At 62.5% G+C, this 13,915-nt stretch carries 14 protein-coding genes; 7 read left to right on the forward strand and 7 right to left on the reverse strand.

Annotated features, from left to right (window positions below; translation table 11 throughout):
* The first annotated feature begins 9 nt into the window (after positions 1-9).
* From EU803_RS05725 to EU803_RS05740, 4 genes are all read left to right on the forward strand, one after another.
* Positions 10-516: a peptidylprolyl isomerase gene (locus EU803_RS05725; RefSeq protein WP_129680697.1), complete on the forward strand. Its 507-nt coding sequence runs from the start codon at positions 10-12 to the stop codon at positions 514-516.
* Positions 509-1,063, forward strand: coding sequence for a peptidylprolyl isomerase (locus EU803_RS05730; RefSeq protein WP_129680699.1), 555 nt, complete (start codon positions 509-511; stop codon positions 1,061-1,063). Before EU803_RS05725 ends, EU803_RS05730 begins: the two co-directional genes overlap by 8 nt.
* A gap of 114 nt (positions 1,064-1,177) precedes the next feature.
* Complete coding sequence (locus EU803_RS05735; protein ID WP_129680701.1) at positions 1,178-2,146, forward strand: DUF3179 domain-containing protein; 969 nt, start codon at positions 1,178-1,180, stop codon at positions 2,144-2,146.
* A gap of 54 nt (positions 2,147-2,200) precedes the next feature.
* The gene (locus EU803_RS05740) at positions 2,201-3,109 is read left to right on the forward strand and encodes a DMT family transporter (protein WP_129680704.1); all 909 of its coding nucleotides are present in this window, start codon (positions 2,201-2,203) and stop codon (positions 3,107-3,109) included.
* Here EU803_RS05740 and EU803_RS05745 read toward each other — a convergent pair.
* The 7 genes from EU803_RS05745 to EU803_RS05775 form a co-directional block, all read right to left on the reverse strand.
* Complete coding sequence (locus tag EU803_RS05745) at positions 3,084-3,521, reverse strand: GNAT family N-acetyltransferase (RefSeq protein ID WP_129680706.1); 438 nt, start codon at positions 3,519-3,521, stop codon at positions 3,084-3,086. The two genes, EU803_RS05740 and EU803_RS05745, sit on opposite strands and share 26 nt — an antisense overlap.
* A complete protein-coding gene (locus EU803_RS05750; protein ID WP_129680708.1) occupies positions 3,518-4,459 on the reverse strand; it encodes a nucleoside hydrolase in 942 nt (313 codons plus the stop codon). Before EU803_RS05750 ends, EU803_RS05745 begins: the two co-directional genes overlap by 4 nt.
* Positions 4,460-4,651: 192 nt before the next feature.
* On the reverse strand, positions 4,652-4,861 hold the full coding sequence (locus EU803_RS05755) for a hypothetical protein (RefSeq protein ID WP_129680710.1): 210 nt from the start codon (positions 4,859-4,861) through the stop codon (positions 4,652-4,654).
* Positions 4,858-6,015 (reverse strand): aromatic ring-hydroxylating dioxygenase subunit alpha, encoded by a 1,158-nt coding sequence (locus tag EU803_RS05760; RefSeq protein ID WP_129680712.1) that lies wholly within the window; start codon positions 6,013-6,015, stop codon positions 4,858-4,860. The genes EU803_RS05755 and EU803_RS05760 overlap by 4 nt, the downstream gene beginning before the upstream one ends.
* Positions 6,016-6,144: 129 nt before the next feature.
* Entirely contained in the window at positions 6,145-6,705 is a 561-nt protein-coding gene (gene ilvN / locus EU803_RS05765; RefSeq protein WP_129680714.1) for an acetolactate synthase small subunit, read from the reverse strand.
* A 15-nt stretch (positions 6,706-6,720) separates the two neighbouring features.
* Positions 6,721-7,020, reverse strand: a complete 300-nt coding sequence (locus tag EU803_RS05770; RefSeq protein ID WP_129680716.1) for a hypothetical protein — start codon at positions 7,018-7,020, stop codon at positions 6,721-6,723.
* The gene (locus tag EU803_RS05775) at positions 7,020-8,771 is read right to left on the reverse strand and encodes an acetolactate synthase 3 large subunit (protein ID WP_129680718.1); all 1,752 of its coding nucleotides are present in this window, start codon (positions 8,769-8,771) and stop codon (positions 7,020-7,022) included. Before EU803_RS05775 ends, EU803_RS05770 begins: the two co-directional genes overlap by 1 nt.
* 611 nt (positions 8,772-9,382) lie before the next feature.
* Here EU803_RS05775 and EU803_RS05780 point away from each other — a divergent pair.
* The 3 genes from EU803_RS05780 (at position 9,383) to EU803_RS05790 (ending at position 13,884) form a co-directional block, all read left to right on the forward strand.
* Positions 9,383-10,468, forward strand: coding sequence for a TRAP transporter substrate-binding protein (locus tag EU803_RS05780; RefSeq protein WP_129680720.1), 1,086 nt, complete (start codon positions 9,383-9,385; stop codon positions 10,466-10,468).
* Positions 10,469-10,579: 111 nt separating this feature from the next.
* On the forward strand, positions 10,580-11,515 hold the full coding sequence (locus EU803_RS05785; RefSeq protein ID WP_129680721.1) for a TRAP transporter small permease subunit: 936 nt from the start codon (positions 10,580-10,582) through the stop codon (positions 11,513-11,515).
* 20 nt (positions 11,516-11,535) lie between these two features.
* Positions 11,536-13,884, forward strand: a complete 2,349-nt coding sequence (locus EU803_RS05790) for a TRAP transporter large permease subunit (protein ID WP_129680723.1) — start codon at positions 11,536-11,538, stop codon at positions 13,882-13,884.
* The last annotated feature ends 31 nt before the right edge of the window (positions 13,885-13,915 follow it).

Below are 13,915 nucleotides of genomic sequence, written 5' to 3' on the forward strand. Positions count from 1 at the left end.
GAGAGGCCCGTGGCCGAGATCAAGGACCCCGAAAACACCATCATCGTTGAACTGAAGGGTGGCCCCGTCACCATCGAGCTTCTGCCCGATGTCGCCCCGCAGCACTGCGCCCGGATCAAGGAACTGGCCCGCGCCGGGGCCTATGACAACGTCTGCTTTCACCGGGTGATCGACGGGTTCATGGCCCAGACCGGCGACGTGGCCCACGGCAATATGGAGAAGGATTTCAACCTTGGCCGCGCCGGCACCGGCGGGTCGGACCTGCCCGATGTTCCGGCCGAGTTTTCCAAGCTGCCGCATGATCGTGGCACCCTTGGCGCGGCCCGGTCGATGAACCCGAATTCCGCCAACTCGCAGTTCTTCATCAACTTCAAGGACAACCATTTCCTGAACGGCCAGTACACCGTTTATGGCCGGGTGATCTCGGGGATGGAGCATGTGGATGCGATCCAGCGCGGCGAGCCGCCGATGAACCCCGACCGGATGATCAGCATGAAGGTCGCCGCCGATGTATAAGCTGGCTGCGATCCTGACCCTTGCCGCCGGTCCGGCGCTGGCCAGCGGTCTGGACATCACAATCGAAGGCGAGGCGAACGGCACCATCCATATCGACCTGTTCGAGGATCTGGCCCCGCAGCATGTGGAACAGATCACTGCGCTGGCCGCGGAAGGCGCCTATGACGGGGTTGTGTTTCACCGGGTGATCGACGGGTTCATGGCCCAGACCGGCGATGTGCAGTTCGGCGATTCCACCGCCGAAGATTTTGACATGCGCCGCGCGGGAATGGGCGGCTCTGACCGGGGCAATCTGCCGGCGGAGTTCTCGGACCGGTCCTATGAGCGTGGCATCGTCGGCATGGCCCGTGCACAGGACCCCAACAGCGCCAATTCGCAGTTCTTCATCATGTTCGAACCGGGCTATTTCCTGAACGGGCAATACACCGTCGTCGGTGAAGTGACCGAAGGAATGGATATCGTGGACGCGATCAAGCGGGGCCTTGGCGCCAATGGCGCCGTGATTGGTGAACCTGACCGGATGACGTCCGTCACCGTGACCGACTGATCCTTTGGGCCGCCCGGGGTGCATCCGGGCGGCCTCACCCCTGATCACCCTTGGGTGAGGGGGGATAGGCAGGGCAGGCCCGGCCAAGGCATGATCCCGGAAACGGAGATGCCGATGCGACTGCCCCTTTTGTCTCTTGTCCTGACATTCGTCGCAGGTCTGACCACGGCCGAGCCGCAGTTCTGGCGGCACGAATGGCCGAACACCGATTTCACCACCACCACTGTTGAAAGCTGGACCGAGGTCCTTTCGGGTGGGCCGCCGAAGGATGGTATACCGGCCATCGACGACCCGTCGTTCCATCCCGTGGCAGAGGAAACCGTCCTGGCCCCGCGCGAACCGGTGATCGCCGTCGAACTGCCCGGCGAGGTGCCCCGCGCCTATCCGATCCGCTACCTGATGTGGCATGAGATTGTGAATGACCGGATCGGCGATACGCCCGTGACCGTCACCTTCTGCCCGCTGTGCAATTCCGGGCTGACCTTTGATCGGCGGGTTGGCGGTCAGGAACTGTCCTTTGGCGTCTCCGGCAAGCTGCGCAATTCCGACATGATCATGTACGACCGCCAAACCGAAAGCTGGTGGCAGCAGGCCGTGGGCAGGGGCATCGTCGGCGAGATGACCGGAACAGAGCTGCAAAGCCTGCCCAGCTGGATGGAGGCCTGGGAGGTTTTTGCCGCCCGCAACCCGGATGCGCTGGTGATGTCCGAACCGACGGAAGTTGCCCGCAGCTATGGGGAAAACCCCTATGTCCGCTATGACAGCGCGTTCCGCCCCTTCCTGTTCAACGGAGAGATGCCGCCGCATGACATCTCGCCGCTGGCCCGTGTCGTGCGGGTGGGCGATGCCGCATGGCCGCTCACCCGGCTGGCCGAGGCGGGCAGGATTACCGAACGGGGCGTGACCTTGACATGGGTTGCCGGACAGGCCTCTGCGCTGGATGGGCGCGACATTGGGGACAGCCGCGACGTCGGTAATGTGCGGGTCCGGGACGGGGCAGGGGACGACGTGGTGCATGACGTGATGTTCGCCTTTGCCTTTCATGCCTTCTGGCCCGAGGGGGAATGGATGCTGGGGCAGTAGCGTCGCGCCAGCGCAGGCGTTGACTTTGCCGCAGACCGGCCCTTTTGTGGCCGGATGGAACGCAAACCCGGTATCGACACATTCGGCGCGCTGGCCCTGACAGGCTTTGCGCTGCTTCTTGCCTTCAATCAGGTGGTGATCAAGGTCACCAACGGCGGGCTTCAACCGGTGTTCTTTGCAGGGTTGCGGTCGCTTGGGGCGGTGCTGTGCGTGTGGCTTTGGCTGCGCTACCGGAAGATCCCGCTGCATTTCCCGCCCGGCGCGCTGGCCGCAGGGCTGCTGACGGGGGTTCTGTTCGCCGGGGAATTTCTGTGCCTTTTCGTGGCGCTGGATCTGACCACCGTGGCGCGGTCGGGGATCATTTTCTATTCCATGCCGCTGTGGATGGCGGTCATCGCCCATTTCGCCACGCCCGATGACCGTGTCAGCCCGATAAAGCTCCTCGGGCTTGCGCTGGCGCTGGGCGGGGTGGCGCTGGCCTTTGCCGACCGGCAGGGCGGGCAGGCGTCGATCTGGGGGGATCTGGCGGCGCTGGGCGCGGCGATCGGCTGGGCCGCGACGGCGATGATGGCCAAGGCCTCGCCGCTTCGACAGGCCCGGCCAGAGGTGCAACTGTGGATTCAGGTTGCGGTCTCCGGCCCGATCCTTGTGCTGGTGGCGCCGCTGTTTGGCGACCTGGTGCGGGATCTGCAGCCGATCCACATCTGGGGGCTGGCGTTCCAGATCGTCGTCGTGGTGAGCGCCGGGTTCATCTTCTGGCTTTGGCTTTTGTCGATCTACCCGGCCTCCGGGGTCGCCTCGTTCAGTTTCCTGTCGCCGGTGTTCAGCGTGTTTCTTGGCTGGTGGCTTCTGGGCGAACGGATCACCCCCGGCATCTGGGGGGCGCTGTTGCTGGTGGCGGCGGGGATCGTCCTGATCAACCGACCGCCCCGCCGGGTCAAAGCACCCGCGCCAACTGCATAACACCGGTCAACGGGGCAAAACCGGTGCGGGCGAACAACCCGTCTGCCCGGTCGGCCTGCAGGGTGAGGATCCGCACCCCGGCGTCGCGCAATTCGGGGGCCAGCGCGTTCAGCACCTCGGTTGCTATGCCATGCCCCCGGATCGAGGGGCGGACCCAGATTTCGTTTACGCAGGCGGACAGGCCGCCCATCTCGGTCGACCAGCCAAAGGTGATGATCACATAGCCCGAAGGCGCGCGGGACGGGCCAAAGACATAGGCCGCGCCAAAGGGCGATCCGTCCAACAGGGGACGAACGCCCGCCGCGCGGCTTTCCGGGTCAGATGCGATCCCGGCCTCGCCATGGCAGCGTTCAACCAGCGCCAGAAGGCGGTCGGCATCGTCGGGGCCGCAAAGGTGGATGGCGGTCGTCACAGCCGGGCCAGCCTGTCTGTCAGCATTTGGTAAAACCCGTCCGCATGTAGGTCGCCGATGAACAGGGCATTGGGTTTACGGTCGGTCACCCGCCACCAATCCGCAACGGTCATACCCAAGGTCAGGTCCGAGGAGGTTTCGATCTCCACGTTGATATGGCGGCCTTTGAACAGATGCGGGTCGATCAGATAGGCGATGACGCAGGGATCGTGCAGCGGCGCGCCTTCGGACCCATATTTCTCCATGTCGAAGCGTTCAAAGAAATCAGTCCAGGCGGCGACCATCGTGCCGACCCGCGTGCCCATCGCGCGGAAGGCGTCGATCCGGGGTTTAGTGGTCAGGGCCTTATGGGTGACATCCAGCGGCATCACGACCAGCGGAACGCCAGATCTAAACACGATATCAGCGGCTTCCGGGTCGACGTAAATGTTAAACTCGGCTGCCGGGGTAATATTGCCCACCTCGAAATAGGCGCCGCCCATCAGGATGATTTCCTGCACCCGATCCACGATATCCGGGGCGCGGGAAAAGGCGGTGGCGATATTGGTCAGGGGGCCAAGCGGGCAAAGGGTGACGGTGCCCGCAGGTTCCGCCCGCAGCGTGTCGATAATGAAATCGACGCCGTGCTGGTCTTGCAGCGGCATGGTGGGGTCGTCCATCTTTGGACCGTCAAGGCCGGTCTTGCCGTGGACATGTTCGGCGGTGACCAGCTTGCGGCGGATCGGGGCGTCACAGCCCGCGAAGACGCGGGTCTCCGGCTTGCCCGCCAATTCGCAGACGATGCGGGCGTTCTTCTGGGTCAGGGGCAGCGGCACGTTGCCCGCGACGGCGGTGATCCCCAGAACCTCCACATCCTCGGGGCTGGCCAGCGCCAGAAGGATTGCGACGGCGTCGTCCTGTCCGGGATCGGTGTCGATGATGATCTTGCGTGGTGCCATGTCCGCCTCCGGTCTTGCCTGAAGCGGCAGACTGTCCTGTTGTTGATGGCGGCGCAAGGGGGTGGTGGGTCAAGACCCACCTTACCCGGGGGCGCGTCACCCGCCGGACCCAAGCGGATATTTGAGACCCAAAGAAGGACAGACGTCCGAACCTATCCAATTTCGTAAGGTGGGTCTTGACCCACCATCCCGTCAAACCCGGTCTTCAGCGGCCAGCCTGTCGCGCAGTTCCGGTACGCGGGGATGGTTTAACTCAAGCCCGTAAATATAGGCGTGGGTTAGAAAAAAGCAGGCGGCATCAACCGTGTTTGCCTGATCCGCCGCCTCTGCATAAAGGTCCACAAGCGCGGGACGGTCGTCCCGCGCGTGGGCCGCCAGCAGACGGTCGTCAAGGTCGCTCATTCGCTGGCGTTGCGGTGCGCTTCGATCCGGCCCGCGACCCAGTCGTGGAAGCAATGGGTCGGACCATCCATCGCCGGGCTGAACTTGCCGCCGTCGAACTGCGGCGCCATCCGGCCTTTCTGCATCCCTTCCACCACGAAGATGTCTTCGACAAAGACGGTTTTCCACTGCGTGGCGTTCTTTTCGCGCAGGGCGTCGTCGGTGTCCTTGGTCGAATAGAACAGGTGGATATGTTCGCGGGTCTTGGTCTGGGTGACCGGTTCCAGCACGATCGAGAAGCAGTGGTCCCGCTGCGCGCCCAGAAGCACGTTGGGGTAGACGGCCATGTATTCCGCGCCCGTATCCCATTTGTCCGACAGGTTGGGGAAGTCTGGGAAGACCGCGCCGTCGTCGCCCTTGATCTGGCGATAGAGCAGCGAGCCCTGACCAGAATAGAGCCCCATTTCGGCGATGTTGTAGTGGTCTTCCAGCCGGGAATAGCTGTTCAACCCGGGGTGCACCCAAGGCAGGTGGTAGCTTTCGCAGTAGTTTTCGACGGCGAGTTTCCAGTTGGTGTCGACCTCGAGCGTGAACATGCTGTCCGGCCCGCCATGTACCATCGGCTGGTCGAATTCTTTCCAACGCTCGATCAGGTCGGCGTGGATTTCCTCGAACGGGGCGGCTTGACCATCGATGTTGATGAACACGGTGCCGAACCAGATGTGGCTGCGGACCTCGTTCAACCCAAGGTCTTCGCGCACGATGGCGTCATGCTTGTTATGGCCGGGGCCGCCGACATGCGGGGTGGACACCAGCCGCCCGTCAGTCCCGTAGCACCACGAGTGATAGGGGCAGCGGATCGCGCCTTCGATCTTGCGGGCTTCCTCGACAAGGATCATGCCCCGGTGGCGGCAGATGTTTTCGAACACCCGGACATGGCCCTGCCGGTCGCGGATCAGCAGAAGCGGCACGCCGAGGAAGGTCATCGGCTTGGCGTCGCCCGGTTCGGGCACTTCGCCTTCGACGGCCAGACCGGCCCAAGTGGAAAACAGGACCGCCTTCTTTTCCTCTTCCCACAGCGCCGGGTCGACATAATGGGCGTTGGGCAGGCCGCGCGCGGTTTCAACCGGGCGGCGGACAGCAGAGATATCGGAAATCGGGGAATCCTTGGCCATGACGGCGCTCCTTGCTCAGAATCGTGGTGATCCTACTCCGAATCCGAGGAACCGGTTGCAGCAAGGCGACATAGGCCTGTATCAGGGCGACATGCGCCGGACCTGCGCCCGGCGCGGTCTTTCGGGCGATCAGGCCCCGCGGGCCAGTGCCGCAACTCCGGTGCGCGCGATTTCGACCAGACCTAGCGGGCGCATCAGATCGGCGAAGGCGTCGATCTTGTCCGAGGTGCCGGTGATTTCGAACACAAAGCTTTCCAGCGTCGAATCCACCACATTGGCGCGGAAAATGTCGGCGATCCGCAGCGCCTCGACCCGGTCGTCGCCCTTGCCGGCGACCTTTAGCAGGCCCAGTTCGCGTTCGACCGGACGGCCTTCGACCGTCAGGTCGTGGACGTCGTGCACGGTGACGATCCGGCCCAGCTGCGCCTTGATCTGTTCGATGACCTGCGGGGTGCCGGTGGTGACCACGGTGATCCGGCTCAGGTGGCCGGCATGGTCCACTTCGGCCACGGTCAGGCTTTCGATGTTATAGCCCCGGCCGGAAAACAGGCCGATGACGCGGGCCAGCACGCCCGGTTCGTTTTCCACGAGGATCGCCAGCGTGTGCCGTTCTTCCACGTCCGAAAAATCGGGCCGCAGGTTATAGGCGGAATGGCTGGTGGAGCCTTTCTTGATGCGTAGTGCAGACATGGGTCACTCCGTCCGTCAGGTCGTGGCCGGGCAGTCGAGCCCGGCGATATAGGAATTCACACCCAATTGCTGGGTGAGCGTTGTCACGGTGCAGCCGGTGAGCTGTTCGGCAGCGGCACGGGCATTGCCTGCCAGCCGTGCCTGATTGCGCAGCCCGGTTGCGTAATTTCGGATCAGGGCGCTGTCGCCCTGAACCTTGATAAAGAACACATCGCCCCCGGCCTCGACCCGCGTCGCGGCCCCGCCTTCGTCCAGCGGCAGCCCGCCGCCGGTGCAGGCGGCAAGCGCCAAGAGAAGGGCAGGGGCGCTGCGCATCAGACCAGAACCGCGCCGCCGGACTGGATCGCGCCTTCGGTCGAGGCGTCGCCCAGAAGCATTTCGTTATGCGGCTTGCCGCTCGGGATCATGGGGAAGCAGTTTTCGTGCTTTTCCACCAGGCAGTCGAACAGGACCGGCCCGTCGTAGTTCAGCATCTCCATGATCGCGTCGTCCAGATCCTTCGGGTCGGACACCTGAATGCCCTTGGCCCCGAAGGCCTCGGCCAGTTTCACGAAATCAGGCAGCGATTCCGACCAGCTGCTGGAATAGCGCTCACCGTGCAGCAACTGCTGCCACTGGCGCACCATGCCAAGCCGTTCGTTGTTCAGGATGAACTGCTTCACCGGCAGGCGATACTGCATCGCGGTACCCAGTTCCTGCATGTTCATCAGCCAGGATGCCTCGCCCGCGACGTTGATCACCAGCGCGTCGGGATGCGCCAGTTGCACGCCGATGGAGGCCGGGAACCCATAGCCCATGGTCCCGAGGCCACCGGAGGTCATCCAGCGGTTCGGATCATCAAAGCCAAGGAATTGCGCCGCCCACATCTGGTGCTGGCCGACCTCGGTGCAGATGTAGCGGTCCATGCCCTTGGTCAGCGCCTCAAGCCGCTCTAGCGCGTATTGCGGTTTGATGGTGGTTTCCGACCCGGTGTAGGTCAGGCATTTCACCGCCCGCCATTCGTTGATCTGGGTCCACCACTTGGTCAGCGCCTCGGTGTTGGTCTTGCGGCCGCGCGATTTCCAGACCTTCAGAAGGTCTTCCAGCACATGGGCCACATCGCCCAGGATCGGGATGTCAACATGGATCACCTTATTGATCGACGAGGCGTCGATGTCGATATGCGCCTTCTTCGACCCCGGCGAGAATTTCGAGATCAGCCCGGTGATCCGGTCGTCGAACCGCGCGCCGATGTTGATCATCAGATCGCAGTCATGCATCGCCATGTTGGCCTCGTACAGGCCGTGCATGCCTAGCATGCCGATCCATTTCTCGCCCGAGGCCGGGTAGGCGCCCAGCCCCATCAAGGTCGAGGTGATCGGGAAACCGGTGGCTTCGACCAGTTCGCGCAACAGCTGGCTGGCCGCCGGGCCAGAGTTGATGACGCCGCCGCCAGTGTAGAACACCGGGCGCTTGGCCTTTTCCATCGCTTCGGCCAGTTCGGTGATAGCGGAAAGATCGCCCTTCACCTGCGGCTGATAGCGCGATTTCAGCACCTTCTTTTCAGTATAGCTGCCGGTGGCGAACTGCACATCCTTGGGGATGTCGATCAGCACCGGACCGGGGCGGCCCGAGGTGGCGACGTGGAACGCCTCGTGGATGGTCGAGGCCAGCTTGTCGGTCTCCTTCACCAGCCAGTTATGTTTGGTGCAGGGGCGGGTGATGCCGACGGTATCGGCCTCCTGAAACGCGTCCGAGCCGATCATGAAGGTCGGAACCTGCCCGGTGAAGACCACGATCGGGATCGAATCCATCAGTGCATCGGTCAGGCCGGTGACCGCGTTGGTCGCACCGGGGCCCGAGGTCACCAGCGCAACGCCCGGCTTGCCGGTAGACCGTGCATAGCCTTCGGCGGCATGAATCGCGCCCTGTTCGTGACGAACGAGGACATGCTTGACGTCATTTTGCAGGAAGATTTCATCATAGATCGGTAGGACAGCCCCACCCGGGTATCCGAATACCGTGTCCACACCCTGATCCTTCAGGGCTTGAACCACCATTTTCGCTCCGGTCATCTGACGTGTCATCTGTCTCTTCCTATCTTCGACGTCGTCGTTTCACTTGTCTTGCGGCACAAAAAAGCCCCCGGGATTTGATCCGAGGGCGCATGGGGAACCGGTATGGCTGGCCTCAGGCCTCCATGCGCCAATCACCTACGATTACGAGTAGTTCCGTCATCTTTGGTTTCCGTTCCCGTGCGGGGTTTCGTGCTGGCGGGACCTTATGCATCTGCGGAAATGATGGTCAACCGTCTTTGTGGGGAAAATTTCGCCGGGTGGCCGGATTTCGCAACTTTCTTTCAGGGCGTCGGGTGCCGCGATGGGGCCGGTGGCGGCAAATCAGCGGCAATCTCGTGATTCTTGACGACTAGAAATCTTGTCGAACGATGGTTTCCGACCAAAGGTTGTTGTCGGGCGTGTCTGGTTCCGCGTGTGTTTGCGATAACATCGGGCGGAATACGCTTTCATCCAGCGCAGAGTCGCAATTGTCGCACTGAATTTTCTTGAAATCATGAAATTGGTAAGTAAACCTTACCACACGGCAGGGTTTGCGAAATTGTGGGCCCGACATGAACGAGAGGCTGGCGATTGTTTCGAAAGACGCTAGGCTCCGACACGAACCATAAGGGAGGAAAACTATGGATCGTCGCTCTTTCTTGAAAACCTCGGCCCTTGGCGGGACCGCTGCAGCCGCATCCACGCTGGCGGCTCCGGCTGTTGCGCAGGGCACCCGGACCCTGACCATGGTCACGTCCGTGCCCGACGGCTTTGCGGTTTTCGATGACGCGGCCCAGCACTTTGCCGATCTCGTCACTGCCATGACCGATGGCGCGCTGACCGTCGACAAAAAGCCGGCGGGTTCGCTCGTGGGTGCGCTGGAAGTGTTCGACGCGGTCAGCGCCGGGCAGGCCGACATGTATCACTCGGCCGACTACTACTTCATGAACCAGCATCCGGCCTACGCCTACTTCACCGCCGTGCCCTTCGGCGCGACCGGCCCGGAAATGATGAGCTGGTATCAGCACGGCGGCGGCAAAGAGCTGCACGACGAGCTGGGCCAGATCTTCGGCCTCAAGTCGTTCCTTGCCGGCAACACCGGCCACCAGCCGGGCGGTTGGTTCAACAAGGAAATCAACACCGCCGAAGACCTTCAGGGTCTGCGGTTCCGTATGCCGGGCTTTGGCGGCAAGGCCCTTGGCCTGACCGGTGCCTCTGTACAGAACATTCCGGGCGGTGAAATCTATCAGGCTCTGTCGTCGGGTGCGATCGACGGTGCCGAATGGATCGGCCCCTTCGCGGACGAACGTCTCGGGTTCCAGGAAATCTGCGAATTCTACTACACCTCGGGCTTCCACGAGCCGGGTTCGGCCCTGTCGGCCGCGATGAACCGCGATGTGTGGGACTCGCTGACGCCCTCGCAGCAGGCGATCGTCGACACCGCAGCCGCTGCAACCCACAGCTGGTCGCTGGCCCAGTCGAACGCCAACAACGCCGTCGCGCTGGAGCGTCTGAAGGCCGCTGGCGTCAAGGTTCTGCAGTTCTCGGACGAAATCTGGGATGCGTTCGGCACCGCGTCGAAGCAGGCCCTGGACGAGTTCATGGGCGACGACATCTTCGCCCGGACCCGCGCCAGCTTTGAAGCCTCGGTGCAGGGCACCTACGACTGGATGAGCGTGTCCGACAGCGTCTTCGCCAACCAGCGGAACCGCGTCAACAACGGCTGATCCTGACAGATCGCACATCAACTGAACCGGGCCAGAAATGGCCCGGTTCTTGCAAAAGGGGCGGAGGAGCCGCCTTTTGCCAACCTGCATCCGATGGAAGGGGGACAGCCCATGGGACTGGTCGAAGCGTGGGGGGGGAATCTCCTCGGGTGGATCGTCGCCAACCTGATCGAATCCGTCTACAACCTGTTTTACGCGCTGACCCATCCCGGCCTCTGGCTGGATTGGGTTACCTGGAACAACACGACGGAAGACAAGCAATCGCTGATGCGGTTGGTTTACTACGGTGCCTCGGTCGAGCTGTTCTTTGTCCTTGCGATGCTGTTGATCGTCTACACGGCCGTCGCCATCTGGCACCGGCCGCTGATGTGGGCCACGGTGCGGGGGCTTGAAAAATTCGCCAATACGGTCGGGCGCACCTTTGCCTGGGCCGGTCTGGCAATGGTCCTGATCCAGATCCTGATCATCTTTACGCAGCGGATCTTCGCGGTTGCGCAGATCACGCTCGGTTTCGGCATCGCGGTGTCCTTCGACGTCAGCTGGTGGTCCGAAAGTCTTAAGTTTTACAATGCGATGGTGGTCGCTCTTTGTGCGACTTACACCTTCGTTCAGGGCGGGCATGTGCGCGTCGATCTGGTCTATTCGGCGGTCTCGTTCCGCACCAAGAAGATCATCGACATGTTCGGCAGCCTGGTCTTCATGATCCCGGCGGGTGTCGTGATCTGGATGTATTCCTGGTTCTTCTTCTGGCGGCACATGATCGTGCCGAACGCCTCGGCTTCGGACGCGCTGGACCGGCTGGTCGCCAAGTCCGCCGCCCTGCGGTGGAACATCGAAACCACGGGGTTCAGTCCGAATGGCTTCAACGCCTACTTCCTCTTCAAGGTCCTGATCCTTGCCTACACCGGCATGATCCTGATCCACGCCGTCAGCTTCTTCTACCGGTCGTTCCTTGAATGGCGCGAAGGCGAAGCATCGGAAGGCAAATACCTTGACCGTGACGTTCTGGGCGATCCGACCGCCGAACGCGTCGCCGAAATCCACTAAAGCGTAAAGGAACGGAACCCATGCTTTTCGGACTTGATGGCGTCGAGATCGGCCTGATCATCGTTTTCCTGACGCTTTTTGCCGCGATCCTGTCGGGCTTTCCGGTGGCCTTTGCCATCGGTGGTGCCGGGATGATCGCATTCGGAATCATTGCCGCGCTGGATAATGCGGGGCTGCTGATCCACCAGGCGATTGACAAGGGGTCGGCGGAATACGCGGCCGTTGTGGCCGAGGGGATCAAACCCGGCGCGATATCCGTCTTCAGTTATCCAGAGCTTCCAAGGATCGCCGAACCGGTGTTCCCCGCAGGCTGGGAAGTGGCGATGGACCGTAACGTGTCCTTCATCGTCAACCGGATGAACGAACGGGTCTTTGCGGGCCAATCCATTGAAACCCTTCTGGCGGTGCTGATGTTCGTCATGATGGGGATCGTTCTGGAACGGTCGCGGATCGCGGATGAACTTCTGACCAAGATGGCCAAGGTCTTCGGCCCGCTGCCGGGTGGCCTGGCCGTGTCGATCGTGGTGGTGGGGGCCTTCCTTGCCGCCTCGACCGGGATCGTGGGCGCGACCGTGGTCACCATGGGCCTTCTGGCCCTGCCGACCATGCTGCGCAACAATTACTCGCCTGAACTGGCGACCGGGGTCATCGCGGCCTCGGGGACGCTGGGGCAGATCATTCCGCCTTCGATCGTTCTGGTGCTTCTGGGCACGCTGACGGGCGACCTTTATTCAGCGGCGCAGGAAGACCGGGCGCAACTGGCCGGGTGTAACGACGCGCTGACCTATCTGGGCGAACCGGCCGTGGTGTCGGTGGGCACGCTGTTTCAGGCCGCGCTTCTGCCGGGGATCCTGCTGGCCTTCCTTTACGCCGCCTATGCCTTTGGCTTTGCGCTTCTCAATCCGTCGAAGGCCCCCGCGGTCATGTTCGAGGATGAAGAGGGCATTCCCGCAACCCGCAATGACAAGCTGACCTGGTTCCTCTATGCGCCGGCCGGTCTTGTCGCGGCCTTCATCATTCTGATGCAGGTCGGCGTTCTGGGTGGCCAGAGCACCATCGTCGACACCTATTCCGACACCGGCGAGGCGGCATCGCTGCGCACCAACGTCGGCCCGGAATGTCAGGCCGCGATGATCGACCTGCACGGGCAGGAGGCCTGGGATCAGGCGGTTGCCGAACAGGCCGCCATCGACGCGGCTGGCGGGGCACAGGAATCGCGCGAACTGACCGAGGACGAGCGCGCAGAGCTGCTTGTCGACCTGCTGGACAACGCCCCGGCGCTTGGCACCGGCCTGTCGGTGATCGCGCTGCTTCTGGGGCTGCTTCTGGCGCTTGGGCGGGGGATCAACCCGACCCTGTCCGCCACCCCGCTTCTTGCCGGGGCCGTGGGGGTTCTTGGTGTCCTTCTGGTCGATGTGGCCTTCCTGACGCCGCTGACCAGCCCGGGCATGACGCTGGTGCTGATCGCTGTGCCGTTGGCGCTGGCCGCCTATGGCAGCTGGGAGGCGCTTGGCCGTCTGTTCCAGAATGATCTGTTCCGCGTCGTCTTCCCGCCGCTGGTGCTGATTGTCGCGGTGCTTGGGTCGATCCTTGGCGGGATCACCAACCCGACCCCGGCGGCAGCACTTGGGGCCGGTGGGGCGATCCTGCTCGCCTCGGCCCGGAAGCTGACCGAAGCGGGGCTGAAGCCGACGATCATCATCCGCACCGCACTGGCGATGATGGTGATGATCCTGCTGGGCACCAATTTCGACATGCGGCTGAACCAGAATACCTCGTTCGAGAACATGGTCGCCTTCCTCGTGACCTTCGCGGCCTTCCTCTACTCGATGTTCGGCCTCGGCTGGGCCTGCATCCACTTGCTGCGAGAAAACGTTCTGGGTCCGGTGGTCCGGGAAACGGCCAAGGTGACGTCGATGGTCTTCACCATCCTGATCGGGTCGCAGGTTCTGAACCTCGTGCTGATCTCCTTTGGCGGGGAACATTACATTCAGGACTTCCTGCGCTCGTTCTCGAATGAATGGACGGCCTTCCTGATCGTGATGCTGGTGCTGTTCATCCTCGGCTTCGTGCTCGACTTCCTCGAGATCATCTACATCGTGATCCCGATTGTCGGCCCGGTGATCTACGGCGGGTCGTTCGATCCGAAATGGGTCACGATCATGGTCGCGGTGAACCTTCAGACCTCGTTCCTGACGCCGCCCTTCGGGTTCGCGCTGTTCTACCTGCGCGGGGTTGCCCCGAAAGAGGTGACGACGGGCCATATCTACCGCGGGGTCGCGCCCTTCGTGCTGATCCAGGTGTTCGGGCTGCTCTTGTTGGCGCTGTTCCCGGCGGTGGTGACGATCATTCCAAACCTGTTGAACTGATCAGCGGGAGTGGCCGAAACTGAAAACGCCG

The organism is Loktanella sp. IMCC34160 (assembly GCF_004145845.1).
Taxonomy (GTDB): domain Bacteria; phylum Pseudomonadota; class Alphaproteobacteria; order Rhodobacterales; family Rhodobacteraceae; genus SELP01.

Bases quoted from the DNA above. Each gene is read 5' to 3' on its own strand.
- EU803_RS05785 (WP_129680721.1), top strand. From the start codon at position 10,580: ATGGGACTGGTCGAAGCGTGGGGGGGGAATCTCCTCGGGTGGATCGTC.
- EU803_RS05760 (WP_129680712.1), bottom strand. From the start codon at position 6,015: ATGGCCAAGGATTCCCCGATTTCCGATATCTCTGCTGTCCGCCGCCCG.
- EU803_RS05775 (WP_129680718.1), bottom strand. From the start codon at position 8,771: ATGACACGTCAGATGACCGGAGCGAAAATGGTGGTTCAAGCCCTGAAG.
- EU803_RS05750 (WP_129680708.1), bottom strand. From the start codon at position 4,459: ATGGCACCACGCAAGATCATCATCGACACCGATCCCGGACAGGACGAC.
- ilvN (WP_129680714.1), bottom strand. From the start codon at position 6,705: ATGTCTGCACTACGCATCAAGAAAGGCTCCACCAGCCATTCCGCCTAT.
- EU803_RS05770 (WP_129680716.1), bottom strand. From the start codon at position 7,020: ATGCGCAGCGCCCCTGCCCTTCTCTTGGCGCTTGCCGCCTGCACCGGC.
- EU803_RS05755 (WP_129680710.1), bottom strand. From the start codon at position 4,861: ATGAGCGACCTTGACGACCGTCTGCTGGCGGCCCACGCGCGGGACGAC.
- EU803_RS05790 (WP_129680723.1), top strand. From the start codon at position 11,536: ATGCTTTTCGGACTTGATGGCGTCGAGATCGGCCTGATCATCGTTTTC.
- EU803_RS05730 (WP_129680699.1), top strand. From the start codon at position 509: ATGTATAAGCTGGCTGCGATCCTGACCCTTGCCGCCGGTCCGGCGCTG.
- EU803_RS05780 (WP_129680720.1), top strand. From the start codon at position 9,383: ATGGATCGTCGCTCTTTCTTGAAAACCTCGGCCCTTGGCGGGACCGCT.
- EU803_RS05735 (WP_129680701.1), top strand. From the start codon at position 1,178: ATGCGACTGCCCCTTTTGTCTCTTGTCCTGACATTCGTCGCAGGTCTG.
- EU803_RS05740 (WP_129680704.1), top strand. From the start codon at position 2,201: ATGGAACGCAAACCCGGTATCGACACATTCGGCGCGCTGGCCCTGACA.